The 24,464-nt window shown below is 45.2% G+C and carries 21 protein-coding genes; 12 read left to right on the top strand and 9 right to left on the bottom strand.

Annotation, left to right across the window (positions count from 1 at the left end; all coding sequences use genetic code 11):
- Positions 1–132 precede the first annotated feature (132 nt).
- A complete protein-coding gene (locus PP178_RS06810) occupies positions 133–2,052 on the bottom strand; it encodes an ABC-F family ATP-binding cassette domain-containing protein (RefSeq protein ID WP_272593557.1) in 1,920 nt (639 codons plus the stop codon).
- Between the two features lie 64 nt (positions 2,053–2,116).
- Between PP178_RS06810 and PP178_RS06805 the strand changes: the two genes are divergently transcribed.
- A complete protein-coding gene (locus PP178_RS06805; protein WP_272593556.1) occupies positions 2,117–2,494 on the top strand; it encodes a DUF983 domain-containing protein in 378 nt (125 codons plus the stop codon).
- Here PP178_RS06805 and PP178_RS06800 read toward each other — a convergent pair.
- From PP178_RS06800 to PP178_RS06765, 8 genes are all read right to left on the bottom strand, one after another.
- The gene (locus tag PP178_RS06800; RefSeq protein WP_272593555.1) at positions 2,473–3,549 is read right to left on the bottom strand and encodes an NAD(P)/FAD-dependent oxidoreductase; all 1,077 of its coding nucleotides are present in this window, start codon (positions 3,547–3,549) and stop codon (positions 2,473–2,475) included. The two genes, PP178_RS06805 and PP178_RS06800, sit on opposite strands and share 22 nt — an antisense overlap.
- Positions 3,550–3,687: 138 nt before the next feature.
- Entirely contained in the window at positions 3,688–4,590 is a 903-nt protein-coding gene (gene porN, locus PP178_RS06795; RefSeq protein WP_272593554.1) for a type IX secretion system ring protein PorN/GldN, read from the bottom strand.
- A 20-nt stretch (positions 4,591–4,610) separates the two neighbouring features.
- Positions 4,611–6,179, bottom strand: coding sequence for a type IX secretion system motor protein PorM/GldM (porM, locus tag PP178_RS06790; protein ID WP_272593553.1), 1,569 nt, complete (start codon positions 6,177–6,179; stop codon positions 4,611–4,613).
- 53 nt (positions 6,180–6,232) lie between these two features.
- Positions 6,233–6,883 (bottom strand): type IX secretion system motor protein PorL/GldL, encoded by a 651-nt coding sequence (porL, locus tag PP178_RS06785; protein WP_272593552.1) that lies wholly within the window; start codon positions 6,881–6,883, stop codon positions 6,233–6,235.
- Between the two features lie 60 nt (positions 6,884–6,943).
- The gene (porK, locus tag PP178_RS06780) at positions 6,944–8,299 is read right to left on the bottom strand and encodes a type IX secretion system lipoprotein PorK/GldK (RefSeq protein ID WP_272593551.1); all 1,356 of its coding nucleotides are present in this window, start codon (positions 8,297–8,299) and stop codon (positions 6,944–6,946) included.
- A gap of 117 nt (positions 8,300–8,416) precedes the next feature.
- Positions 8,417–9,577 (bottom strand): formimidoylglutamase, encoded by a 1,161-nt coding sequence (locus PP178_RS06775; protein ID WP_272593550.1) that lies wholly within the window; start codon positions 9,575–9,577, stop codon positions 8,417–8,419.
- Between the two features lie 9 nt (positions 9,578–9,586).
- The gene (gene topA / locus PP178_RS06770; protein WP_272593549.1) at positions 9,587–12,082 is read right to left on the bottom strand and encodes a type I DNA topoisomerase; all 2,496 of its coding nucleotides are present in this window, start codon (positions 12,080–12,082) and stop codon (positions 9,587–9,589) included.
- Between the two features lie 121 nt (positions 12,083–12,203).
- Entirely contained in the window at positions 12,204–13,430 is a 1,227-nt protein-coding gene (locus tag PP178_RS06765) for an LVIVD repeat-containing protein (protein ID WP_272593548.1), read from the bottom strand.
- 155 nt (positions 13,431–13,585) lie between these two features.
- Here PP178_RS06765 and miaB point away from each other — a divergent pair, with 155 nt between their 5' ends.
- The 11 genes from miaB (at position 13,586) to mreC (ending at position 24,463) form a co-directional block, all read left to right on the top strand.
- Positions 13,586–15,025 carry a tRNA (N6-isopentenyl adenosine(37)-C2)-methylthiotransferase MiaB gene (miaB, locus tag PP178_RS06760; protein ID WP_272593547.1) on the top strand — a complete coding sequence of 480 codons (1,440 nt, stop codon included), beginning with the start codon at positions 13,586–13,588 and terminating at the stop codon, positions 15,023–15,025.
- 61 nt (positions 15,026–15,086) lie between these two features.
- Entirely contained in the window at positions 15,087–16,349 is a 1,263-nt protein-coding gene (locus tag PP178_RS06755; protein ID WP_272593546.1) for a sigma-54 interaction domain-containing protein, read from the top strand.
- Between the two features lie 27 nt (positions 16,350–16,376).
- The gene (locus PP178_RS06750) at positions 16,377–16,907 is read left to right on the top strand and encodes an LptE family protein (RefSeq protein WP_272593545.1); all 531 of its coding nucleotides are present in this window, start codon (positions 16,377–16,379) and stop codon (positions 16,905–16,907) included.
- An 8-nt stretch (positions 16,908–16,915) separates the two neighbouring features.
- Positions 16,916–17,845 carry a hypothetical protein gene (locus PP178_RS06745; protein WP_272593544.1) on the top strand — a complete coding sequence of 310 codons (930 nt, stop codon included), beginning with the start codon at positions 16,916–16,918 and terminating at the stop codon, positions 17,843–17,845.
- A gap of 3 nt (positions 17,846–17,848) precedes the next feature.
- Positions 17,849–18,205 (top strand): preprotein translocase subunit SecG, encoded by a 357-nt coding sequence (gene secG, locus PP178_RS06740; RefSeq protein ID WP_272593543.1) that lies wholly within the window; start codon positions 17,849–17,851, stop codon positions 18,203–18,205.
- Between the two features lie 147 nt (positions 18,206–18,352).
- Entirely contained in the window at positions 18,353–18,631 is a 279-nt protein-coding gene (locus PP178_RS06735; protein WP_133643331.1) for a co-chaperone GroES, read from the top strand.
- A 22-nt stretch (positions 18,632–18,653) separates the two neighbouring features.
- A complete protein-coding gene (gene groL / locus PP178_RS06730) occupies positions 18,654–20,282 on the top strand; it encodes a chaperonin GroEL (RefSeq protein WP_272593542.1) in 1,629 nt (542 codons plus the stop codon).
- Between the two features lie 123 nt (positions 20,283–20,405).
- Positions 20,406–20,858 (top strand): GAF domain-containing protein, encoded by a 453-nt coding sequence (locus tag PP178_RS06725; RefSeq protein WP_272593541.1) that lies wholly within the window; start codon positions 20,406–20,408, stop codon positions 20,856–20,858.
- A gap of 92 nt (positions 20,859–20,950) precedes the next feature.
- Complete coding sequence (purH, locus tag PP178_RS06720; RefSeq protein ID WP_272593540.1) at positions 20,951–22,483, top strand: bifunctional phosphoribosylaminoimidazolecarboxamide formyltransferase/IMP cyclohydrolase; 1,533 nt, start codon at positions 20,951–20,953, stop codon at positions 22,481–22,483.
- A 56-nt stretch (positions 22,484–22,539) separates the two neighbouring features.
- On the top strand, positions 22,540–23,568 hold the full coding sequence (locus tag PP178_RS06715) for a rod shape-determining protein (RefSeq protein ID WP_272593539.1): 1,029 nt from the start codon (positions 22,540–22,542) through the stop codon (positions 23,566–23,568).
- A gap of 76 nt (positions 23,569–23,644) precedes the next feature.
- Entirely contained in the window at positions 23,645–24,463 is an 819-nt protein-coding gene (mreC, locus tag PP178_RS06710; RefSeq protein ID WP_272593538.1) for a rod shape-determining protein MreC, read from the top strand.
- Position 24,464: the final 1 nt, after the last annotated feature.

The following is a 24,464-nucleotide window of genomic DNA, read 5'->3' as shown; positions in this document are numbered from 1 at the left end:
ATTAGGAATTACCCTACAAACAAAAATACGCACTTCGTCCCGGAGATAATACTTTTTGTCGTTGAACGGTTCAACTTTGTTGTGAAGACAGGCTTTTCTGTGGTGAAACGCGTTTAAGCCCCCTGGTTTTTGCTAGGCAGACGTGAGTTTTTCGAGATCTAAGGTAATTTTTTCCCATTCCTTCATCAGCTTTTCAACTGTTTTTTTCTTGGATTGATACTTCTCGAAGAAATCAGGGCGGGCTATGGTCTCATCGTAATTTATCAGCAATTCTTGATCTATTTCGGCAATTTCCTTTTCTAAGGCTGCGATCTTACTCTCCACCCCGCTCAATTGATTATTCAGCGAACGTTCTTTTTTCTGCTGTTCATGATCAGCAGCTGCAGCCGGTTTTTCTTTTTGCTTTTCTTTAACCGGGTCCTTTTTCTCAATAGCCCTGAAGTCTTCGGCCTTACGCTCTTCTAGGTAGAAGTTGATATCCCCCAGGTATTCCTTGATCTTATGATTCTTAAACTCATATACTTTATTGGTGAGCCCCTGAAGAAAATCCCGGTCGTGGGACACCAGGATAAGGGTGCCTTCAAAATGTTGCAATGCTTCTTTTAATACACTCTTCGATGCAATATCAAGGTGGTTGGTAGGCTCATCCATCACCAGCACATTAAAGGGTTGTAACAGCAACTTGGCTAATGCAAGCCTGTTCCTTTCACCTCCGGATAAGACCTTGACATATTTTTCTACTTCCTCACCCCGGAAGAGAAAGGCCCCGAGGATATCGCGGACTTTACTCCTGTTCTTCTCATTGGCCGCATCGATCATCGTATCCAGAACGGTTTTATTACCGTCCAGATATTCGGCCTGGTTCTGGGCAAAATAACCGATTTGCACATTATGCCCCAGCTTCATCTTTCCTTCGTACTCCAGTTCCCCCACCATGATCTTGGCCAGGGTAGACTTTCCTTGTCCGTTCTGTCCAACAAAAGCTGTTTTACTATTCCTTTCAATGAGGAGGTCAATATTCTTCAGCACGGTTTTACTACCATAGCTTTTGGATAAACCTTCAATTTCAGCTACCACTTTCCCCGGGTTTACGGAAACCGGGAAACGAAGATTCATAACGGCATTATCCGTACCATCAACCTCGATACGGTCCATCTTATCCAGTTTCTTGATCAGGGACTGGGCCATAGACGCTTTGGACGACTTGGCACGGAATTTCTCTATCAAACGCTCGGCCTGTTGTATTTCCTTTTCCTGGTTTTTCTGTGCATTCAGTTGTTGTTCTCTAACTTCGTCACGAAGTAACAGGAACTCTGAATAAGGCTTATTATAATCGTAAATCCGGCCCAGGGAAATCTCGATAGTTCGGTTGGTAACATTATCGAGGAACATCTTATCGTGAGAAACGATGACCACTGCCCCCGGGAATGATTTCAGGAATTGTTCTAACCACAGAATGGATTCAATGTCCAGGTGGTTAGTAGGCTCATCCAGTAAAAGAATATCGTGTTTCTGTAACAGAAGCTTAGCTAACTCTAATCGCATCCGCCATCCCCCTGAAAATGTATCGGTCTGTTTGCTGAAATCCTCGCGGGTAAAGCCAAGCCCCCGCAGGATCTTTTCTGTATCACCTTCGTAATTATACCCTCCCAGGATTTCGAATCGATGGGTGAGGTCGTTCAGATCGATGATCAGCTGGTTGTAGGAGTCACTTTCGTAATCCGTACGCTCTGCCAATTGCTGGTTGATGTGCTCTAACTTCCCCTCTACTTCCTTGATCTCGTAAAAAGCCTGGTGTGCTTCTTCCAGAACGGTACGCCCGGCCTCAAAATCAATATCCTGCCTTAAGAAACCAATACGAACATCCTTGTCTGTGGCCAATGTACCGGAATCAGGTGCCTGGTCCTTGGCGAGGAGTTTTAATAAAGTTGACTTACCTGCCCCGTTCTTCCCGATCAGCCCGACACGGTCCCCCGGGTTTAACCGGAAGGCTATTTCTTCAAAGAGGTATTCTCCACCGAAGGCAACTGATAAATTATGAACGTTGAGCATGCAATTGTAAACTTTGTTATAGGTAAAACACTGTTAATGTTTACCTTTGTGTAAATTTTTGCAAATGTTAAAAAAAGGAAACAAACTATACAGCATTTTAACAGGAAGTTGTCCCAAATGTCATCATGAAAGCATGTACGAGGTAAAGAATCCGTATAACCCGGGCACCCTTTTTAAAATGAACGAGCGTTGCTCCCATTGTGGCACGCGCTATAAGATAGAACCGTCCTTTTTTTACGGAGCCATGTACGTGAGTTATGGGGTAGGTATCGCCTTTGGTGTGGCGGCATTCGTGATCGCTTTCTTGATTCTGAATGCTTCCCTGGTACAAACTTTTATAGCTATTTTCATCACCTTGGTAGTTTTTATGCCGGTGATCATCCGTCTTTCCAGGAATATCTGGATCAACCTGTTTATCCATTACGATCCTCGCCTTGCCTGACCGGCCTCGAAGTATTTCTTTTTAAACCTGGACAGGTCTATTTCTGCCGGTAAAGGGTCTCCTGCCTCAATATTCCTATACAATAAATCAGCTGCCCAGGGACCGATCATGACTCCCCTGGAGCCAAAGCCGTTCAGTACATACAGGTCATTATGTACAGGATGCCTGCCTACCAGCGGTTTTCGGTCTGTAACAGTAGGGCGAATTCCTGCCTGCTGGCCAATTAGCTTGTAGTCACAGTTCAGTATCCTGTCCAGTTTCTCTATCAACTCCTGCCTAGCTTTTGCTGTGGGTGTATTCTCTAAGTCATTCCAAGAATAGGTAGCTCCGACAAGGTATTCATCGTTTCCTTCCGGCAGCACAAAAAAAGCACCTTTAAGTATCTCTGTTTCCTGCAGATCCGGGCAATAAATCCTTACATATTCTCCTTTAGACCCTTGAATGGGCAGGTAATTGAAATACGGATTTTGCACAAGCCCGAACCCGGTGGCGAAGACGATTCGCCTGGCTTTTAGTTGCTTGTACTGAACACCTTCCGCGAGAATCTGCAATTCATCAAAGAAGAATGATTCTCTAATTAGTTGGCCTTGTTTTCTCAGCAACTCAGCATATCTCGCAATTAAAAGAGAAGTATCTAACCGCCCGCTCTGTTGTACAATTCCAAAACCGTAAGGTGCAGCAATTTTAGGATTGGTATTGGCCTGCAATTGCTGGAGCAGCACATTTTTAAGACGCGGATGATCACTAGCTTCAAACCACTGGTTCTGCTCATCTATGGTAGCAAAGCGTCTTTTGATACGGGATGGGTACAACAATTTAACAGCTAATTTATCCTCCAGTTCCTTGTAAAAAGGAAGTGCGAATTCTAACTGCTCACCCGCCATCCACACCGGGTTAAATCGCTTTAACACCACCGGGTTATACAGCCCCCCGGCAACCTTGGACGCTTGCTGAGAATCGTCATCCACCACTGCGAAACTCCTCCCATGCCTAGCAAGGGTTTCACAGAAAGTGATACCGGCCAGGCCCAATCCAACGACTATATAATCGATCATACGGCAAATTTAGTTAAAGCCGGGAGCAGTGCATAGTATTGAGAAGAATAAAGAGGCCCAGACCACAAATAAAAAAACCCCGGCTTTGCCGGGGTTCTTATCTATTACGAATTGGAATATTCTACATTTATAACCTAATTAGTAGGCCCACATATCCTGTTCGCGATCCCTGATCGCTTCGTTGATACGCTGGGACTCTAGCAACTGGAACAAGGCATTTTCTGCGATGTACTGATCAATCTCACGATCTCCGTGAACGTTGTCTTCTTTATAGATGACCCCGTTAAACCTACGCGCATTAAGCAGCATGTCAAAAGAGATAGGCTGAGCCGAGTTTCGCTGGTTAAAAACCTTTGCTTTATGCAGGATCTCCCTGGCACTCGGGAACCAAACCCAGAACAGCTCTACCAAAGCATCTTCCGGAGCCATAGACTCATCGTCTATGAAGTTCACGTCAGGTGCTACCGGGGCAATCCCCAGCAGACGGTATTTCAGTTCTCCCTGCCTCTTGTCAAAATACCAGATCCCTTTGATCCTGTATTCCTCGATGTCTGCAGCAGTGAGTTCTCTCCTGTTAATGTATTCCGGCGATAACTGCTCCCCGGCATTGATCTGCTCGTATCCCAGGTCTGTGGTATCTACCTTTTTCAAGGTAGCTTCCAGGTCACTGAACTTACGTTTTTCCGTAAAATAGGAGTCTACATACACATCTGTAAGCTCCCCGGTTTTGATATGCTTTATCAGCACATCGTAGAGCGATCGCCTGTCTGACCCAATGTTGATGGTGTCCAGAGGATAATACAAGGGGAAATTTACCCGCTCATCAAGGTCAATGACCTCCCAGATGGTTTTGGACCAGAGAATATCCCTGTCGTCCACATAACCATATTGTAGTGGGGTATCATTATCGGCTGCAATCTGAGCTTCGGTTTTCTTACCGATCTCTTCCGGCTTCTTGGCATTCAGGATGTTTGCCTGTGCTGAGATTGAGATCGGGAGAAGAGCCACTGCTCCTACCAATAAAACATTCTTCCAATTCATATACTTTAATTTAACTATTCTTAGTTTGAGAGCTCCACGATTACGGGAGACACTTTCTTCAATTTGTAGGTCTTATTATTTGTGATGTAGGCCTCAATATCAAAGATCTGAACTGCATCGCCACGTCCGGCACGTTTCAAGGCAGATTTAGCCCTGTCGTCCAGTTTATTTCCGTTAACGATTACCGTAGGCTGCCCCGGAACTTTAAACTTAAACCCACTAACCGCAAGGTTAAGGTCAAAGTCAAAATCTTCTAGCATAGCCCCAACCGTAGAGATCTCCAGGTTGTTTCTAGGCATGGTGACACTTCCGGATTCACCCCTGATAGAACCGGATGGTCTTGGGATATCCTTGATCCTGAATTCTGCAGGCGTATTGATCTTCTGCCCATCGGGCAAAACACCTGAAGCAACGATTGTCACAGTTCTTCCCGTACCCGGGTTCATTACGTACTGGCTTCCACTTCTCTTTGATAAACCAGGAGCCGACGCACTCACCCTGTTGTCAGGGACACCGGGGATAGAGATGGTCATAGGGTTTGCAACCCCGCGATAGACCACGTTCATCTTATCTGCAGCAATCACAGCTGCATTAGGCTTGCTGATGGTGGCAAAGGTTGATGATACGGGTACCTCAACTTCTTTTCCATCCTGCTTAAATATCAGCTTTCCTTCAATCTTGTGATCACCAGGATTACCGGCACTCACTAGCATTTTGACTCCTCCGCCTTCGTAAACGAAGTCCTTACCTTCCTGCAGTTTCCTGCCATCCAGGGTAAGCTCTGCCCTGTCGGGCTTAGTAGAGTTGTCAGTCCGTCCAAGAACAATACTTCCTTCAAATTTCTCGCCCGAGTAAAAAGCAGACTTTTCTTGCTGCAACAGGGTTGAATAATTGGTCATTGAAACCTCAGCAGTCAACTGCCCTTGCAACATTGCTTTCAGGGCTGTTTGCTCAGTTTCACGGATGTCAGCCTGTAATGCGGTCAACTTAGTCAGGGAAGCTACCATAGGGAAGCCTTCATAGTGATAGTTGATCCAATCTACTTTGACACCGTCACGACGTTCTACTTTGCCGTTAGCATCACCGGTTTCAAACTTTGCCTTAACCAGCGATTTAACTTCGCCCATTTCATCAGGCAAAATAGATACCACCTGGTCGCGGTAGTCGTTCAACCGCTTCATAAATTCTTTCCCTTCCGGGGCCAGGTTATCTCCCTGGAAGAATTTCTGGTCAAGGTAGTCCGACTTGTCCATTACCACGTAATCCTTAGGATCTTCTATCCCTTCCATCATGTTAGTCTTGATGTCTTCCAGGTAGTTGTAGTAAGACTCGGATAATTGCTTGATCTTGATTGCATCCTGGTACAAGGGTCCGTATTTCTCCTCGTTTTCGGCTGCTTTTGTCTCTAAATTCCCCAGGAAAGCCGTGTTGGTTTCCGAGGTCTTTACGTTAGAAGCCTCCATCTTTTCGTTCATAAGACCGAAAGCGGCGAGTACTTCTTTACTCATATTTAACGCCAGCATTGCGATGAAGATCAAGTACATAAGGTTGATCATCTTCTGACGTGGTGTTGCTTTTCCTCCTGCCATGTTTTCTAATTAGTTTTGTTGATTAATTGATTTGGGTTAAAAGAAAAAACTAATTAGTTTCTGTTCATGGCGGTCAGCATACCTCCGTAAACGCCATTCAGCGAAGACAGGTTAGATGCCAGCGACTCCATTTGCTCTTTTAATGCACCAGCGTTCTGTACCACTTCTTCATTGATAGAAGCTTGACGACTAGCACTCTCTAACTGAACCTTATACAGGCTGTTCAGGGATTCCATCTGCTCTGCGGCTGTAGAGAGCTCGCTAGAGTATTTTTTAGTATGCTCAATGGCATCGGCTGTAGGAGCAATTCCTTTGGCAGCACCTTCAAAATTGCGGATACTGTTACCTAGGCTGTCAAACAGCTCTGCATCGATATTTGCTTCTTTCAGCAATTCATCCAGTTTGCGCGATAACATTCCTTCGGCCATTTGGGCTTCCTGGGCTTCATTGGCCCTACCTGAGGCAGCTCCACCGGAAAGTTCCGGGTATACCAGGGACCAATCATACTCATCGTCTACAGGCTCAAATGCACTGATGGCGAAGATAAGGGCTTCCGTGATCAGACCGATCGCGAGCAGTAATCCTCCTGTCAGGGGACCAAACTCCCAGTGAAGGATCTTAAATAAGGCACCGATGATCACCACCGACGCTCCAAGGCCGTAGGCCATGTTGAATAATTTCTTAGTTGACTTTGACTGTGCCATAATGTTGATTTAAAAAATTAGGTTATAATAAGTATTTGGTTACTTGGTTGATTTACAGGTTTACTGGGTAGAATCCTCTTCTCCCATATAATCCTGTACAGTTCGGAATCCGATATAACTTCTTGCGGAATCCTTGTATTCATAATCCCTGGTACTCACCTGCAGGAAATAAGCCACGTCTTTCCAGGACCCTCCACGGATCACTTTGCGGGTATTCTTTCCATCCTCAGCATTAGGGTTCATGGTCGATGCGTACTCGTATGATCCCGGGTAGTAGCTAGAGTTAGTCCATTCTGCTACGTTACCGGCCATGTTGTACAAGTTAAAATCATTAGGCTCGTAAGACTTCGCCTCCACAGTGTACAGGGCAGCATCAGCGGCATAATCGCCTCGTTGCGGCTTAAAGTTGGCCATGAAACAACCGGTATCACTGATCACATAAGGTCCACCCCAAGGGTATGTTCCTCCTTCTATTCCACCCCTTGCTGCGTATTCCCATTCTGCTTCAGTTGGCAGACGGAACTGGTTCACGAATTGTTTCCCGCGACTTTTCTGGTCATCGTTCTTAAATTTAGTTCTCCAGTTACAGAAAGCTTTAGCTTGTTGCCAGGATACTCCTACTACAGGGTAATCACTATAAGCATCGTGCCAGAAATAGTCATTGTGCATGGGCTCGTTATAGGAGTATTCAAAATCCCTGATCCAAACCGTGGTATCCGGGTAAATCTCTATCTCCTCCTGCTTGATAAAAGGCTTACGCCCTTGTTCCCTCGCTCTTGCAGCTTCCTGGATATCCATCCAGGTATATTTATACTTTAATTTCTTTACATCGATCATGCGTTGTCCATTGTACGACTCCTCTTCAGGAATGTACATGGAGTCCATAACCTCGGTATAGTATTCGTCCGGGTAATCACTGGTGTCCCAGATAAGCTCCTCATCTCTATTAAGAGCGTATCCTTCATAACCGGTTTCACCCAGCCCCGCATAATTGTCCAGCATATAACGCTCGTAGACAGACATCTTGGTCGTGTCGGCAGATTTAAATGAATACTCCCCGATACCACCATCTTCCGGGGTAAGACCTAATTCATCAGCAAGAATTGCAAGCCTGCTTCGTACGATTGAGTCTTTAACCCATTCTACGAACTGCCTGTATTCACTGTTGGTGATCTCGGTATCATCCATGTAAAAGGATCGAACGGTAACGGTCTTGGTCGGCGCGTTGTAGACCTTGGCTACATCTTCGTCCTGCTTACCCATGATAAAAGCACCACGGGGAATCAATTCCATTCCATAGGGCTTTTCCGGGTGCCACTTTTTCCCCTGTACCCCAACCAGCTCGCCTTTGGACTTGGACCCGCAGCTGGATAACAAAAAAACAAACGCTATAGGGATTAACAATAGCTTCTTCATACTCTAGGTTAAATTTCGATTAAGACAATTCACAGTAACGAAATGCATTATTCACTAAAACTGCATTTTATGCGATTTATTGTGTAAAATGGTGCGCCACAAAAAAATAATGATCATTTAGTTAAAGCCCTTCTTGTAGGCTTTGAACCACCTTTCAGGGATATTCTGGTCGCAAGCATCCAGATAGTCCTGTTCGGTGCAGGGTAATAACGCAGGTGAATTGGTTTTAGTATCCGAAGTAAACAGAGATGGTACTTCTACCCACCATCTTTCGGTAAGATGGCTTTTGTAAAAGACCAGTTGATCTGTCTCGGTTGGCACATTGAACTTAGTGAAGTCATTGTTCCGTGCACTTGGAGTTTCTTTTATTCGGTAATTAAAGCCTTCCATAAAATACCAGATGATCTGGGCCACCAATTGGAAGGATTGTATATTATTCTCGCATTCGTATATGCCGAAGACCGAAAGATTATCGCTTATTCCCGCATAGCGTGCAATGGCGCAGATCTCGCGTCCATTAAAGCCATTGGGGGAAAAGTTAGGGGAAGTGGTTCCCAGGTCACTGGCCATGATCGCCCGTGCATCCAGGCTGAGAATGTTGGCATTACGAAGCACCGGCTCTGCCAGGCTTATATCCGAAGTGATCTCTCCTAAACGATAGGCGTCAAAGAAGAGTTTTTCCATCAGGTCTATCTCTTCCTGGCTGTTAAAATAACTCTGGTAGCCCAGGTTAGAGAAATTGAATAGGTTATTAGGTTTATCCGTGATGATCTTACTCATATACGAATTAGAAGAGATGAGCTCCTCGTCAGCACCAAAGTCGAACCGGCTATCTACAGAAACCAGGTTGACCATGTTCCTTATCCCGTCAAAAGCCCTATAGGTAGGGTAAGTAATATCCTGGGTAGCCCCGATCACAATTGGAATGATATCCTCTTCCAGCAAACCGGCTACGATTTCTTTAACCACGAAATAAGTGTCCTCTACCGTTTCGCCTTCGTTAAGGTCGCCCAGGTCTACGATAGAAGCATTCCAGTTTCCCATCATAAGCTGGTACAGCTGCAGGCGGATCTGGGAAATATCCAGGGCTTCCGGTTTTTTTTCAAAGGCATTCCGGGATTCATTTACCCCGAGAATCGCAAAAGACACATTAGCGAGCACGGGTAAACCATGACGAGTGGTATGTTTATTGATGTTCTTTCCAAGAGCCTGGGGAGGCAACAACTCGCAATGAGCCAGAACTTTGTCACTTACCGGGATGAGGAAATCAAACGCCATATTGCAGGACTAACCTTTTGTTTTTTTAGATGTTTTTTTAGCGGCTTTTTTCTTGGGTTTTTTCTTTTCCAATAACTCCTTGGCCTCTTCCAGCGTCATTTTGGTAGGATCCACATCCTTGGTAAGTTCTACCTTGATCTTACCCTGGATGATATTATGCCGGCCCCACCTGGCCTTTTCTATACGAATATTTTCCTCGGACCAATCTACGACCACCTTTTCGGCTTCCTTCTTCTTCTTAGCCTCAATCAGCTCCTCGATATCTTCCTGCGAAAGGTTGTCAAAATCGTACTTTTTATTTACGTTGATGAACATCCCATCCCACTTGATAAAAGGACCAAATCTCCCCTTACCCTTAGTAACTTCCTTATCTTCATAGGAGGCGATAGGCGCATCGGCCTTTTCCTTTTCTTTAATGAGTTCAATAGCCCGGTCAAAATCTACATCAAACGCACTTTCATCTTTTCCCAGTGATACAAATTTCTTTCCGTACCTCACGTAAGGACCATACCTCCCGACATTAGCTTCCACTTCCTCTCCTTTGTATTCACCCAGGCTTCTCGGAAGCTTAAAAAGCTCCATGGCCTCTTCAAAAGTGAGGGTCGTAATGGACTGGTGCGGTAACAGGCTGGCAAATTGAGGTTTCTCTTCCTCTTCTACGGTACCTATCTGTACCATAGGGCCAAACCGGCCCAACCTTACAGAAACTTGCCTTCCGGATTTAGGATCGGTACCCAACACACGCTCCCCGCTGGCACGTTCGGCGTTTTCTTCTACATCCTGTACCTTGGGGTGAAAATCCTTATAGAAGTTCTTCATCACCTTCTGCCAGTCTTCCTCACCGGCGGCGATTTCATCAAAATCTTTTTCAACCTTAGCCGTAAAATTATAGTCCAGGATACCCGAGAAATGACTGACAAGGAAATCATTTACTACAATACCTATATCTGTAGGAACTAGTTTTCCTTTATCAGATCCTACTGTTTCGGTCAGGGTTTTTGATTTCAGTTCTTCTGATCTCAGTTCTAGCTGTACATATTTACGCTCTGTACCGTCTATACTCCCCTTTTCAACATATCCCCTGTTCTGGATAGTTGATATCGTCGGTGCATAGGTAGACGGTCTTCCTATACCGAGCTCTTCCAGTTTCTTTACAAGAGACGCCTCTGTATAACGGTAAGGAGCCCTGGTGAATCGCTGGGTGGCTGTTATATGATTATTATTAAGAGCTTCTCCTAATTTCATTGCCGGCAGCATTCCTTCCTGCTCTTCGGCCAGGTCTTCTTCATCCTTACCCTCCAGGTATACTTTAAGAAAACCATCAAATTTGATCACCTCCCCGTTTGCAGTGAAAAGCTGCTCGTGTTTATCACTGGCGATCTTCACATTGGTCCGCTCTAACTGTGCATCACTCATCTGGGAAGCAAGGGTTCGCATCCAGATCAGTTCGTACAATTTAGATTGGTCCCTGTCCAGGTTAGGTGATTGGTTCTTCATGTCGGTCGGTCGGATCGCTTCATGAGCTTCCTGGGCTCCTTTAGATTTCCCTTTGTAGTTCCTGACCTTGCTGTATTTTTCCCCGTAGTTTTCAATAATCGCTTCCTTGGCAGATTCTATGGCCTCCCCGGAAAGGTTAACACTATCGGTTCTCATATAAGTAATATGCCCGGCTTCATACAAGCGTTGTGCCACCTGCATGGTCCTGGAAACAGAAAAGTATAATTTCCTTGCAGCTTCCTGTTGTAAGGTGGAGGTTGTAAAAGGTGCCGCAGGTGATTTTTTGGCCGGTTTGGTATCCAGGCTGTCAATCTTATATTCAGACCCTATATTCTTTTTCAGGAATTCTTCAGCTTCTTCCTTACTTTCAAAAGTAGTATTCAGCTTTGCCGTAAACACCTCGCCCTTAGCGGTAGTGAATTCTGCAGCAACCCGGAAAGATGCTACCGGTGTAAATCCTTCAATATCCCGTTCCCGTTCTACGATCAGGCGCACGGCAACAGATTGTACCCTTCCTGCAGAAAGGCCGGGTTTTATTTTCTTCCATAGCACAGGAGACAATTCATACCCCACAAGCCTGTCCAAAACACGCCTGGCCTGTTGAGCATTTACCAGGTCATAATTAATATCCCGCGGATTTTCTATAGCCTTCTGTATGGCATTCTTGGTAATGGAATTAAAAACAATCCTCCGGGTCTTATCTTTATCAAGCTTTAAAGTTTCTGCCAGATGCCATGAAATGGCTTCTCCTTCCCGGTCTTCATCACTGGCAAGCCAGATCAGTTCTGCTTTAGATGCTAATTCCTTAAGGTTCTTAACCAGCGCCTTCTTTTCCTTATCTACTATATATTTAGGAGTAAAGTCTTTCTCCACATCCACGCCTAGTTCTTTGGTAGGAAGGTCTGCAATATGTCCAAAACTGGAGGTAACCTTAAAATCCTTACCCAGGAACTTTTCGATGGTTTTTGCCTTAGCGGGCGACTCTACTATTACTAAATTCTTTGCCATTCAGAGGTTTTTGAAGTCACAAAAGTATGGGAATTTTTTGATTTCCGGTCCCGTCCATTTTTCTCGGTCACAAAAAAACACCTGCGGATTCACAGGTGTCAGAATATTCAGGCGGGTATTCTTAGCGGAGGTCCGTGCTGCTGATCCATCTAATTTGCAGTCCCTCGTAGACATACTGGTGCACCACACCCTCACCCACCATCAGTAATTTATCTTCCAAAGGGATCACGTCAAAAGCAGTCTGATCAGAAAAATGCTGTACCTGCTCCAGGTTCATAATATCCGATTGATCATATACCTTTAAACCTGATGCTCCATCGCAGACATAAATAGCATTGTCCCTTACGCCGAGGCCGTATGGCTGGTCCATAGGATATGAAACTGCCAAAGTAGGCTGAGAGATATCGGCCAGGTCTACAATAAAAAGCCCGCTTTCCGTAGCACCACAGCCATTTCCACCTCTCAGGGTAACATAGGCATAATTACCTTGTACCACCACAGGGTCACAGGCTGTACCATGCTGGAATTCTGAAACTGCAACTGGGCTTGACGGACTGGAAATATCGTAAATATACATGCCTCGCATACTGCCCAGGAACAGTTTGTCCTCGTAATGAAAGATGGTTTCGATATCGAAACCGGCAAATACATCCTCAAGGTCCCGGGGGTTATCCAGGTCACTTATGTTAAAGATATTAATGTAGTGAGAATCCACGGCGTATAAGAAATCATCCACGATCTTAAACCGGGCCAGGGACCCGCCCTGTCCTGTGGCTACATCCGCAGCGGCCTCTGCCATAAAAACCACGTTATCATTATAGTCCTCCACTAGTCTTGTCTCTGTCACCACTTCCCATCCCAGTAACACTTCGGTACTGGGGTCGTATTGGTCATATTCGAAAATTTCGGCGTCGGCAGGCCAGATCACATTATCATTCAGCACATTTTCCAACCTTTTCACCAAGGTAATGTCTGCCATTTGTGAAATATCGAGGACCAGCAGGTCATTAACACTATCGGCATACAGGAAATCCCCCTTAACCGAAATATCAACGTTACCCGGAATATTGATAAATCCAATCTTTTGCGGCTGTTCAGGCACCGTATTATCGATCACATGAATCCCTTTAAATTTCTCATTGACAAATATGAAATTTTGATAGGCGTAGATCTTTCCGGACTGTTCCAGGGATTTTGGAGGCATCACCGTAACACTGGCATTAAATTCGTCCAGGCTCATGGTCACCGGCTTAGCGACAAGGAAATCACGGTATTCCCCTTCACTGTCGTTGCAAGACATTAGTATAAAAAGGGCAGCGATAAAAAGAGGTATCAGTTTTGTTTTCATCGGTTATTTAAAATTTGGTTTGTATTCGGACAGATGCAATATGGCCTGCTTTGTTGCGCGAAAAACCTAAATATATTGACTGTCATATTGTCATAAACAGGGATTTAATCCTATCTTTGCCATCGCAAAGAAATTTACGAAGATCTACGGTTGTAATGGAGAAAGAAATTAACGAATCGCAACAGGGCAGTACATTAGTCCTGGACAAGAAGGAAGGCAACTCCCGTAAACTTTACATTGAAAGTTATGGCTGCCAGATGAATTTCTCGGATAGTGAAATTGTCGCTTCCATCCTCTCTAAGGAAGGTTTTGACACCACCACTAACCTGGAAGACGCTGATCTTGTCCTGGTCAACACCTGCTCTATACGAGAAAAAGCAGAGACCACGGTCAGGAAGCGGTTGGAGAAATTTAACGCGGTAAAAAAAGGGAGACCCCATATGAAGGTAGGCGTCCTTGGCTGTATGGCAGAACGCCTTAAGAGTAAATTCCTTGAAGAGGAAAAGATTGTCGATATGGTTGTTGGCCCGGATGCATATAAGGATCTGCCCAACCTGATCGCCGAAATAGACGAGGGCCGTAACGCCGTAAATGTTATACTGTCTAAAGAAGAGACCTATGGTGATGTGGCCCCGGTTCGCCTCAACACCAATGGTGTAACAGCATTTGTATCGATCACCCGGGGCTGCGATAATATGTGTACTTTCTGCGTTGTCCCATTCACCAGGGGGCGGGAAAGGAGCAGGGATCCCCAATCCATTCTCAAAGAGGTAAACGAATTATGGGAACAGGGGTTCAAGGAGATCACCCTACTAGGACAGAATGTAGACAGTTACCTCTGGTACGGCGGTGGTCTTAAAAAAGACTTTGATCGTGCCACCGAAATGCAGAAAGCTACCGCTGTAAATTTTGCCAGCCTCCTGCAACTTGTTGCAGAAGCCCAGCCGGGTATGCGCATTCGTTTTTCCACCTCTAACCCTCAGGACATGACCATGGATGTCATAGAGACCATGGCGCGCTACAAGAACATATGCAACTATATACACTTACCAGTTCAGAGCGGTAGTAATCGTATCCTTAAAGCCATGAACAGGCAACATACGAGGGAGGAGTATTTTACGATGATCGATAACATCCGGAAACTGATCCCGGATTGTGCGATCAGTATGGATATGATCACCGGCTTCCCAACTGAGACCGAAGAAGATCACCGGGACACCCTCAGCCTCATGGAATATGTGAAATACGATTTCGGCTTTATGTTCGCCTACTCGGAAAGACCGGGTACCATGGCCGCCAGGAAATTGGAGGATGACATCCCGGAGGCCATCAAAAAAAGGAGGCTGCAAGAGGTTATTGAACTGCAATTAAACCACAGTCATTACCGTACACGCCAGCACCTTGGAAAGACCGAAGAAGTACTGATAGAAGGGGTTTCCAAAAAATCCGACGAACACTGGATGGGCCGCAATTCACAGAATACTGTTGTTGTCTTCCCCAAGGAATCCTACCAAGTGGGGGATTTTGTCATGGTGGAGATTCAGGACTGCACTTCCGCCACCCTCTTGGGTACAGCGGTAGGACTATCCTCTTAGTTTAAATTATTCGGATCCCTGTCACAGTCCTACTGGGGTCAATTACATAAGTAAAAGAGATATGGAATCTATACAGGCCATCAAACAACGATTTGAGATCATCGGGAACGATGTAAAGCTGAATCGTGCCCTGGAAAAAGCTATTCAGGTGGCCCCTACAGACATATCGGTGCTGGTCACCGGGGAAAGCGGCGTGGGTAAAGAGTCCATTCCCAAGATCATCCACTCCTTGTCACACAGGAAACATGCAAAGTATATCGCGGTCAACTGTGGCGCCATTCCTGAAGGCACTATAGACAGTGAACTTTTTGGACACGAAAAAGGGGCATTCACAGGAGCTACTCAAACCAGGAATGGTTATTTTGAAGTGGCTGACGGCGGCACCATCTTCCTGGACGAGGTAGGCGAACTGCCGCTAACTACACAGGTTCGTTTATTAAGGGTCCTGGAAAACGGTGAGTTCCTGAAAGTAGGGTCTTCACAGGTACAGAAAACAAATGTGCGTATTGTTGCGGCTACCAATATCAATATGCTGGAAGCGATAAAAAAAGGTAAATTCAGGGAAGATCTTTATTACAGGCTCAGTACTGTGGAAATAAACATACCCCCGCTACGACAACGACAGGCAGACATACACCTGCTCTTCCGGAAATTTGCATCAGACTTCGCTCAGAAATACAAGATGCCTACGATAAGACTGGAGGATGACGCGGTACAATTACTGCTGAAATATCGCTGGCCGGGAAACATCAGGCAGTTGCGCAACGTTGCGGAACAGATTTCTGTACTGGAAGAGAGCAGAGAGATAAGTCTTTCCTGTCTGAATAGTTACCTCCCCAACGCAGGCGATTCTAACCTGCCGGCTGTGGTAGGCCCTAAATCCAAAGAAGGAGATTTCAGCAACGAGAGAGAAATACTCTACAAGGTGCTATTTGATATGAAGGGCGACCTCAACGACCTTAAAAAGCTTACCCTGGAACTGCTCAAGAACAACGACTCTGACAAGGTACAGGAGGAGAATCAGAACCTGATCCGCAAGATTTACGGAGATGCTGACGAGGCTGTTGAAGAAGAGAGTACTGCCTTGGAAGTTTTGCCTTCTGCACCTTTGAGAAGAGAGCGGCCGGCAGAACCAAGCCTGGAGGACAAGTATCATTTTGCCGAAGAAATTGAAGAAGAAGAAACCCTATCTTTACAGGAAAAAGAGATTGAGCTCATCAAGAAATCCCTGGAACGGAACCGCGGTAAACGCAAGGCAGCAGCTTCTGAACTAGGAATCTCTGAGCGGACTCTTTACCGCAAGATTAAACAGTACGATCTCTGATCTGTTAATAACAGTATAAGACCGCCCATGCCAACAATATTGAAGAATAGATTTATAAGATTTTTACTTTTCACCTGCACTTTAAGTATATTCGGTTGTGGGGCTTATAATTTTACAGGCGGGGATGTAGGAACTGCCCAGACCTTCCAAGTAAATTATTTCCAGAACTATGCGTCCCAATCACCGGGATCTACTTTTGATCCGGGGCTGGACCGCGAGTTTACCCTGGCCCTGCAGGATCTTATCCTGAACCAGACCAGCCTGGACCTGGTATCAGCCAACGGGGACCTGTTGTTTGAAGGTGAGATTGTAGAATACCGCGTTACCCCCATGAGTGCGACTGCCCAGCAGACTGCTGCACAGAACCGGCTGTCTATAAGTGTAAATGTCCGCTTCTTCAACAATACTAAAGAAGATGCCGACTTTGAACGCAGGTTCTCCCATTTCTATGATTACGATGCAGCATCGCAGTTGTCTGCGGTAAGAGATGAAGCGCACCAGGTAATATTTGAACGAATAAACCAGGACATTTTCCAGGCAGCCCTGGCCGATTGGTAAAAAATGATATGAACGTATCCGACTTCACATATTTATTACAAAACCCTGAAAGCCTGGTCTCGCCGGTTCAGACCAAGCAACTGGAAGATGTATTGGAGGAATACCCCTATTTCCAGGCAGCCCGGGCCGTACATTTGAAAGGCTTACGGAACCTGAACAGTTTTAAGTACAACAACGCCCTTAAGATCACTGCTGCCTACACGGCTGACCGGGATGTGTTGTTTGACCTGATCACCTCAAAAGATTTCCTGCAGAATACCATTGCGGATACCATATCGGGTAAAAAATTACCGCTGGTCGAAAAAGAGGTAGACGCTGAAGAGGTATTAGCAGAACCGGGTACTACCCAGGAAATGATTGAAGCTTCTACAGATGAACCCCTTCCCCGCTCCATTAAGGATGCGGATAATATCCTGGATCCTTCCTTATTTAAATCCTTAGATCCGGAAGTTGACAAATCTCTTGAAGAAGCAAAAAAGAAAGCTGCGGAAGAGCTGCAATTGGGACAGCCTATTCCGTTTACCAAGAAAGAGAAATATTCCTTTGGAGAGTGGCTGCAGCTCACCTCCCTGAAAAAAGAAACACCTACTGCGGAAGAAGAAGAAGAAGAAGAAGTTATAGAAAACACCACTGATACTATCTCTGAAGAAGAAACACTCACTAAAGAGGAGAAGTTTGAATTGATAGATAAGTTTATAAAGAACAATCCGAAGATAGACAGGCAACAGGAATCTCAGCCCAAAGTAGACATCAAAGCATCGACGAAGCTCGATAAAACGGAGCTTATGACAGAGACGCTAGCCAAAGTATACCTGGAGCAGGGGAAGTATAAAAATGCCATCCAGGCGTATAAGATTTTAAGTTTGAAATATCCGGAAAAAAGTAGTTTCTTTGCGGACCGCATAAAAGCGGTGAAAAAATTACAAAAAGACAATTAAGAAATGAGTACATTTTCTATTTTCCTGGTGCTGATCATCGTAGTATGCTTTTTGCTTGTTCTCGTGGTCATGGTACAAAACCCTAAAGGCGGCGGATTATCATCTTCATTCGGAGGTGGAGGCAGCCAGGTAGTTGGTGGCGTTAAGAAAACCGGGGACTTTTTAGACAAGAGCACCTGGACATTGGCAACCTTATTGATCGTTTTGATCCTTTTATCCAATGTAGCCCTTAAAGAAAACTTCGGTGAATCGGATTCACGATTACTGCAGGGAGATGACATTGAAACAACTATTCCTGAAGAAGTACCGGAAACACTCCCGGAAACTCAGCAAACTCCTGCCGATCCAGATCAGCAGTAAACGCTTAAAGTTATAAAGTACAAATAAATGCCAGCACAATGACAAGCTGGCATTTTTTGTTTCACATATTGTCAGTTTTTCGGCAGTGGCACAATTTCTGCCTATTGAAAACGGAATTTTAAACTAAATATTAAAAACTAAAATAAGATGGCTAAAGTAAACATCAAACCATTGGCTGATAGGGTTCTTATTGAGCCTATGGCAGCAGAGACAAAAACTGCTTCGGGTCTGTATATTCCCGACACGGCTAAAGAAAAACCACAACAGGGGAAAGTAGTGGCCGTTGGCCCAGGTACCAAGGATGAACAAGTCACTGTCAAAGTGGGAGACAAAGTGCTCTATGGAAAATATTCCGGTACCGAGTTAAAACTTGATGGTACTGATTACCTGATGATGCGCGAGAGTGACATTTTAGCAATTATATAAACTTAAAATCAACTATATACAAATGGCAAAAGATATAACATTTGACATCGAAGCACGCGATGGCCTCAGACGAGGAGTTGACGCACTGGCAAATGCCGTAAAAGTTACCTTAGGACCAAAAGGTCGTAATGTAATTATCAGCAAATCCTTTGGCTCTCCTTCTGTAACTAAAGACGGGGTTACCGTAGCGAAAGAAATTGAATTAAAGGACGCCCTGGAAAATATGGGTGCCCAGATGGTGAAGGAAGTTGCTTCCAAAACCAACGATCTTGCAGGTGACGGTACCACTACTGCTACTGTTCTTGCACAGGCTATCGTAAAAGAAGGACTTAAGAACGTTGCCGCAGGAGCCAATCCAATGGACCTGAAACGCGGTATTGACAAAGCTGTTGAGGCCATCGTAGCAGACCTGGCTAAGCAGACTAAGAAAGTTGGTGATTCTTCTGAAAAGATCAAGCAGGTAGCTTCTATCTCTTCTAACAATGATGAAACTATTGGGGAACTGATCGCTGAAGCTTTCGGAAAAGTTGGAAAAGAAGGAGTGATCACTGTTGAAGAAGCAAAAGGTACAGACACCTATGTGGATGTAGTGGAAGGTATGCAGTTTGACCGCGGTTACCTGTCTCCATACTTCGTGACCGACTCTGAAAAGATGGTCGCAGAACTGGACAATCCATATATCCTTCTTTTTGACAAGAAGATTTCTACTATGAAGGACTTGCTTCCCGTATTGGAGCCAGTTGCCCAGTCAGGAAAGCCACTACTTATCATCGCAGAAGATGTTGACGGTGAAGCCTTGGCTACACTGGTGGTTAACAAGCTGCGCGGATCACTTAAGATCGCTGCCGTTAAAGCCCCGGGCTTTGGAGACCGCAGGAAAGCAATGTTAGAAGATATCGCTATCCTAACCGGAGGTACAGTGATCGCTGAAGAGCGTGGTTTCTCCCTGGAGAATGCTACTATAGACATGTTGGGTACTTGTGAAAAAGTAACCATTGATAAAGACAACACTACGATCGTAAACGGATCAGGTAATGCGAAAGACATTAAGACTCGTGTAAACCAGATCAAAGCTCAGATAGAAACGACTACTTCTGATTACGATAAAGAAAAACTGCAGGAACGCCTGGCTAAACTGGCCGGTGGTGTAGCCGTACTTTATGTAGGTGCAGCTTCTGAAGTTGAGATGAAGGAAAAGAAAGACCGGGTAGACGATGCATTGCACGCTACCAGGGCGGCTGTTGAAGAAGGTATCGTATCTGGTGGAGGCGTTGCCTTGATCAGGGCTAAAGCTTCTCTCTCTAAGGTAAAGCCGGAGAATGCCGATGAAGAAACAGGTATCCAGATCGTAGCTCGAGCCATCGAAGCTCCGCTGAGAACTATCGTTGAAAACGCCGGAGGAGAAGGCTCTGTAGTGGTCGCAAAAGTATACGAAGGCAAGAACGATTACGGTTATGACGCCAAGTCTGAGAAGTATGTAGACATGATGAAGGCCGGGATCATCGATCCTAAGAAAGTAACCCGTATCGCGCTGGAAAATGCTGCTTCTGTATCCGGAATGATTCTGACCACAGAATGCGCCCTGACAGACATTAAAGAGGATAACCCACCAGCCCCACCGATGGGTGGAGGTATGCCCGGAATGATGTAAGATCAACCGCCCATACGGCAATGGTTCAAAAACCGTCCTTGGGATAGCCCGGGACGGTTTTTTGTTTTTAAATCCTTGGTGGCCAGAGCCACTTTATTAACTAATTTTGCAAAAAAAGAAGCCATGTTCAACGCATTGCGCCCCGCCATTAAAGGCATTATATCACAGGAAGAAAAATCGGCCGAAGAACGCATGCAAGCCATCTGCGATCTTCTCAAGGAGACTGTCCCTCATTACGACTGGGTAGGCTTCTATTTCAGGGACGGAGAAAAGGAACAGTTAAAACTGGGAGCCTATGCCGGAACCCCTACGGACCATACAGTGATCCCGTTCGGAAAAGGCATTTGTGGACAAGTCGCTGTAAGCAACCAGAATTTCGTAGTGCCCGATGTGAGTGCCCAGGATAATTACATCGCCTGTAGCCTTACTGTAAAATCCGAAATCGTGGTACCTCTCTTCCTCGATGGAAAGAACATTGGTCAAATAGATATAGACTCTAACGTACCGGATCCTTTCACGGACGAGGATGAGCGTTTCCTGGAATTTATAAATAAGGAAGTATCCAATATTCTTTAAAACTTTCGTGTTTTGTTGATAAAGGAAGCTCCCCTTTTTATATAAATAAAGTACTTTTGTCTGCCTGAACATCTAACGCTAAGCAGATAAAAATGAGCACTATAAAAAAGGCCAAATCCGCACTGATCTCCGTTTTTCACAAAGAAGGGCTGGAACCAATTGTCAAAAAACTCAACGCTCTCGGCGTACAACTCTACTCTACAGGGGGTACAGAAAAATTTATCAAGGACCTTGGGATCCCGGTGACGGCTGTAGAAGATGTAACCAGTTATCCTTCTATTCTCGGGGGACGCGTAAAGACGCTGCATCCAAAAGTGTTTGGGGGTATTTTAAATCGACAGGATAACGAAAGTGACGTAGCCCAGCTCCAGGAATTCGAGATTCCACAGATCGATATCGTAATCGTAGATCTTTACCCGTTTGAGAAGACCGTGGCAAGCGGAGCTTCTGAACAAGATATTATCGAAAAGATAGACATTGGCGGAATTTCCCTTATCAGGGCGGCCGCGAAGAATTTCAAGGATGTAGTTTGCCTGTCATCCATGGAAGATTACCAGGATTTCCTTGAGCTCCTAAACGAAAAAGACGGGGAAACCTCCATGGAGGACCGTAAAAAGTTTGCGACCCGAGCCTTTAAGGTATCTTCACATTATGATACCGCAATTTTCAATTACTTCAACAAAGATGGGGATGAGACAGCCCTGAAGATCAGCGAAGACAAAGGCCAGGTATTGCGCTACGGTGAGAACCCGCATCAAAAAGGATTCTTTTACGGAGACTTTGATGCCATGTTTACCAAACTACACGGTAAGGAATTGTCCTATAACAACTTGTTAGATGTTGATGCCGCTGTGCAGTTGATGAATGAATTCCGCGGTGATGATCCTACCTTCGCCATTCTGAAACATAACAATGCCTGCGGAGTAGCTACACGCCCTACCCTGGCCCAGGCATACAAGGATGCACTGTCAGGAGACCCGGTATCGGCTTTTGGCGGTATTTTGATCGCTAATACCGAGCTGGACGAACATACGGCAGAACTCATACATTCTTTATTCTGCGAGGTGGTGATCGCCCCTTCTTTTTCGGATAAGGCTATTGAAATTCTCAAAGGAAAGAAAAACCGAATCCTACTGGTACAGAACCAGGTAGAATTACCGGGGACCATTTTCAGGAGTTGCCTCAACGGAATACTGGTACAGGATAAGGATGCGAAGACTGACCAGCTCTCCGATCTCAACTACGCCACGGACAAGAAACCTAGTGAGCAGGAAATTGAAGACCTGTTGTTTGCATCGCGCATCTGTAAGCATACCAAGTCTAACACCATAGTCCTGGCTAAGAACAAACAACTGTGCGCCAGTGGAACCGGGCAGACTTCCAGGGTAGATGCATTGAACCAGGCGATTCATAAAGCAAAATCGTTCGATTTTGACTTGCAGGGTGCTGCCATGGCCAGTGATGCATTCTTCCCATTCCCTGATTGTGTGGAGATTGCGCATAAAAGTGGTATTAGTAGCGTTATACAACCGGGTGGCTCTATAAAAGACCAGCTGAGCATCGATTATTGCAATGAAAATAGTGTTGCTATGGTAATGACAGGCACACGTCATTTTAAACATTAATTTCATTACATTTGACGATATTGCACCCCGTGAACTGAAACCAAACTTAATTTATAATGGGATTTTTCGATTTCTTAACTGAGGAAATAGCCATAGACCTCGGAACGGCTAACACCCTGATCATACATGCCGATAAGGTTGTTGTGGACAGCCCTTCTATTGTTGCCCGCGATCGCATCAGCGGGAAAATTATTGCCGTTGGTAAGGAAGCCAACATGATGCAGGGTAAAACCCATGAAAACATTAAGACCATCAGGCCACTGAAGGATGGTGTGATTGCCGATTTTGATGCATCTGAAAAGATGATCAATATGTTCATCAAAAACATTCCGGCTTTAAAGAAGAAATGGTTTCCTCCTGCTTTGAGGATGGTGATTTGTATTCCCTCCGGGATTACCGAAGTGGAGATGCGTGCGGTAAAAGAATCTGCAGAAAGAGTGAACGGAAAGGAAGTATACCTGATCCACGAGCCTATGGCTGCCGCCATAGGGATAGGGTTAGATATTATGCAACCTAAAGGAAATATGATTGTAGATATCGGTGGGGGAACTACCGAAATTGCAGTCATTGCTCTTGGAGGTATTGTTTGTGACAAGTCGGTTAAGATCGCCGGTGATGTCTTCACCAACGATATCATCTATTATATGCGTACCCAGCACAATTTATACGTGGGGGAAAGTACAGCTGAGAATATTAAAATCCAGATCGGTTCTGCTACGGAGGATCTGCAATCACCCCCGGACGATATGTCTGTACAGGGACGAGACTTACTTACCGGGAAACCCAAGCAGGTCCAAATTTCTTTTCGTGAGATCGCGAAAGCCCTGGACAAATCTATATTACGGGTAGAAGATGCTGTTATGGAGACCCTGTCCCAGACACCCCCGGAACTAGCGGCAGATATTTACAACACGGGAATATACCTGGCAGGTGGCGGATCCATGTTGCGGGGACTGGACAGGCGCCTATCCCAGAAGACAGACCTCCCGGTTTACATTGCAGAAGACCCACTACGTGCAGTAGTCCGTGGTACGGGGATCGCCTTGAAAAACCTGGAGCGCTATAAAAGCATCCTTATCAAGTAATCTGAAGAAATACATAGACCGAGCCGGGAGTCATAAATAATACCCCGGAAATCCGTCACCACAACAGGACTAGTACATGCAGCAGATCATCAATTTTATTGTACGCTACAAGACTACCTTGCTGTATTTGTTCTTCATGATTCTCGCTATTTCATTTACAGTTCAATCCCGATCTTATCACCGATCCAGGGTATTCAACTCTGCGAACTATATCACGGGATCTATCTATGAAAAATCGAGCAATATCAGCAGCTATTTCAATCTCAGCTCAGAGAACCAGAAGCTCCTGGAGGAAAACCAACGATTGCGTAGAGCGCTAGCCAATCATCCGGACATCGATACAATATTACAGGATACCTCCCAGCTTAAGTACACTATTACGACTGCCCAGATCATTAAGAACAGTTACGCCTTACCCAATAACTATTTAACCCTGAACAAAGGTTCCAAAGCCGGCCTTAAACAGGATATGGGTGTAATCTCCCCTGAAGGGGTCCTGGGAATCGTAGAACACACCACGGCCAACTTTGCAACGGTACAGAGTATCCTCAACGCCAAGTCTACGATCAACGCTAAGATTAAGAACACCTCTTATTTTGGTTCCCTGACCTGGGATGGGAAAAATTATAATGTAGTACAGTTAGAAGATATTCCCAGACTGGTGAACCTCACTATAGGTGATACCATCGTGACCGGAGCCATGTCCAGCATTTTCCCCGAGGATATCCCTATCGGTACAATTCAAAAATTTGATCTTAACCAATCCAAGAGCTTTTACAGCATTGATGTTGCTCTGTTTAATGATATGACGAACCTGAGGAATGTTTATGTGATCCTGAATACCGATGGTCCGGAGATTCGCGAACTTGAAGCAAAGATAGACGATGAGCAGTAAT

It is taken from the genome of Zeaxanthinibacter sp. PT1 (genome assembly GCF_028464225.1).
In the GTDB taxonomy this organism is placed as follows: Bacteria; Bacteroidota; Bacteroidia; order Flavobacteriales; family Flavobacteriaceae; genus Zeaxanthinibacter.
The sequence above is the reverse complement of the archived record's forward strand: the minus strand, read 5'-3'. Positions and strand labels throughout refer to the sequence as shown.

Coding starts and splice junctions, on each gene's coding strand:
- PP178_RS06715 (WP_272593539.1), top strand. CDS start 22,540: ATGGGATTTTTCGATTTCTTAACTGAGGAAATAGCCATAGACCTCGGA.
- PP178_RS06745 (WP_272593544.1), top strand. CDS start 16,916: ATGAACGTATCCGACTTCACATATTTATTACAAAACCCTGAAAGCCTG.
- PP178_RS06775 (WP_272593550.1), bottom strand. CDS start 9,577: ATGGCGTTTGATTTCCTCATCCCGGTAAGTGACAAAGTTCTGGCTCAT.
- PP178_RS06725 (WP_272593541.1), top strand. CDS start 20,406: ATGTTCAACGCATTGCGCCCCGCCATTAAAGGCATTATATCACAGGAA.
- porM (WP_272593553.1), bottom strand. CDS start 6,179: ATGGCAGGAGGAAAAGCAACACCACGTCAGAAGATGATCAACCTTATG.
- purH (WP_272593540.1), top strand. CDS start 20,951: ATGAGCACTATAAAAAAGGCCAAATCCGCACTGATCTCCGTTTTTCAC.
- porN (WP_272593554.1), bottom strand. CDS start 4,590: ATGAATTGGAAGAATGTTTTATTGGTAGGAGCAGTGGCTCTTCTCCCG.
- PP178_RS06755 (WP_272593546.1), top strand. CDS start 15,087: ATGGAATCTATACAGGCCATCAAACAACGATTTGAGATCATCGGGAAC.
- groL (WP_272593542.1), top strand. CDS start 18,654: ATGGCAAAAGATATAACATTTGACATCGAAGCACGCGATGGCCTCAGA.
- secG (WP_272593543.1), top strand. CDS start 17,849: ATGAGTACATTTTCTATTTTCCTGGTGCTGATCATCGTAGTATGCTTT.
- PP178_RS06810 (WP_272593557.1), bottom strand. CDS start 2,052: ATGCTCAACGTTCATAATTTATCAGTTGCCTTCGGTGGAGAATACCTC.
- porL (WP_272593552.1), bottom strand. CDS start 6,883: ATGGCACAGTCAAAGTCAACTAAGAAATTATTCAACATGGCCTACGGC.
- PP178_RS06800 (WP_272593555.1), bottom strand. CDS start 3,549: ATGATCGATTATATAGTCGTTGGATTGGGCCTGGCCGGTATCACTTTC.
- PP178_RS06750 (WP_272593545.1), top strand. CDS start 16,377: ATGCCAACAATATTGAAGAATAGATTTATAAGATTTTTACTTTTCACC.
- miaB (WP_272593547.1), top strand. CDS start 13,586: ATGGAGAAAGAAATTAACGAATCGCAACAGGGCAGTACATTAGTCCTG.
- PP178_RS06805 (WP_272593556.1), top strand. CDS start 2,117: ATGTTAAAAAAAGGAAACAAACTATACAGCATTTTAACAGGAAGTTGT.
- mreC (WP_272593538.1), top strand. CDS start 23,645: ATGCAGCAGATCATCAATTTTATTGTACGCTACAAGACTACCTTGCTG.
- PP178_RS06765 (WP_272593548.1), bottom strand. CDS start 13,430: ATGAAAACAAAACTGATACCTCTTTTTATCGCTGCCCTTTTTATACTA.
- PP178_RS06735 (WP_133643331.1), top strand. CDS start 18,353: ATGGCTAAAGTAAACATCAAACCATTGGCTGATAGGGTTCTTATTGAG.
- porK (WP_272593551.1), bottom strand. CDS start 8,299: ATGAAGAAGCTATTGTTAATCCCTATAGCGTTTGTTTTTTTGTTATCC.
- topA (WP_272593549.1), bottom strand. CDS start 12,082: ATGGCAAAGAATTTAGTAATAGTAGAGTCGCCCGCTAAGGCAAAAACC.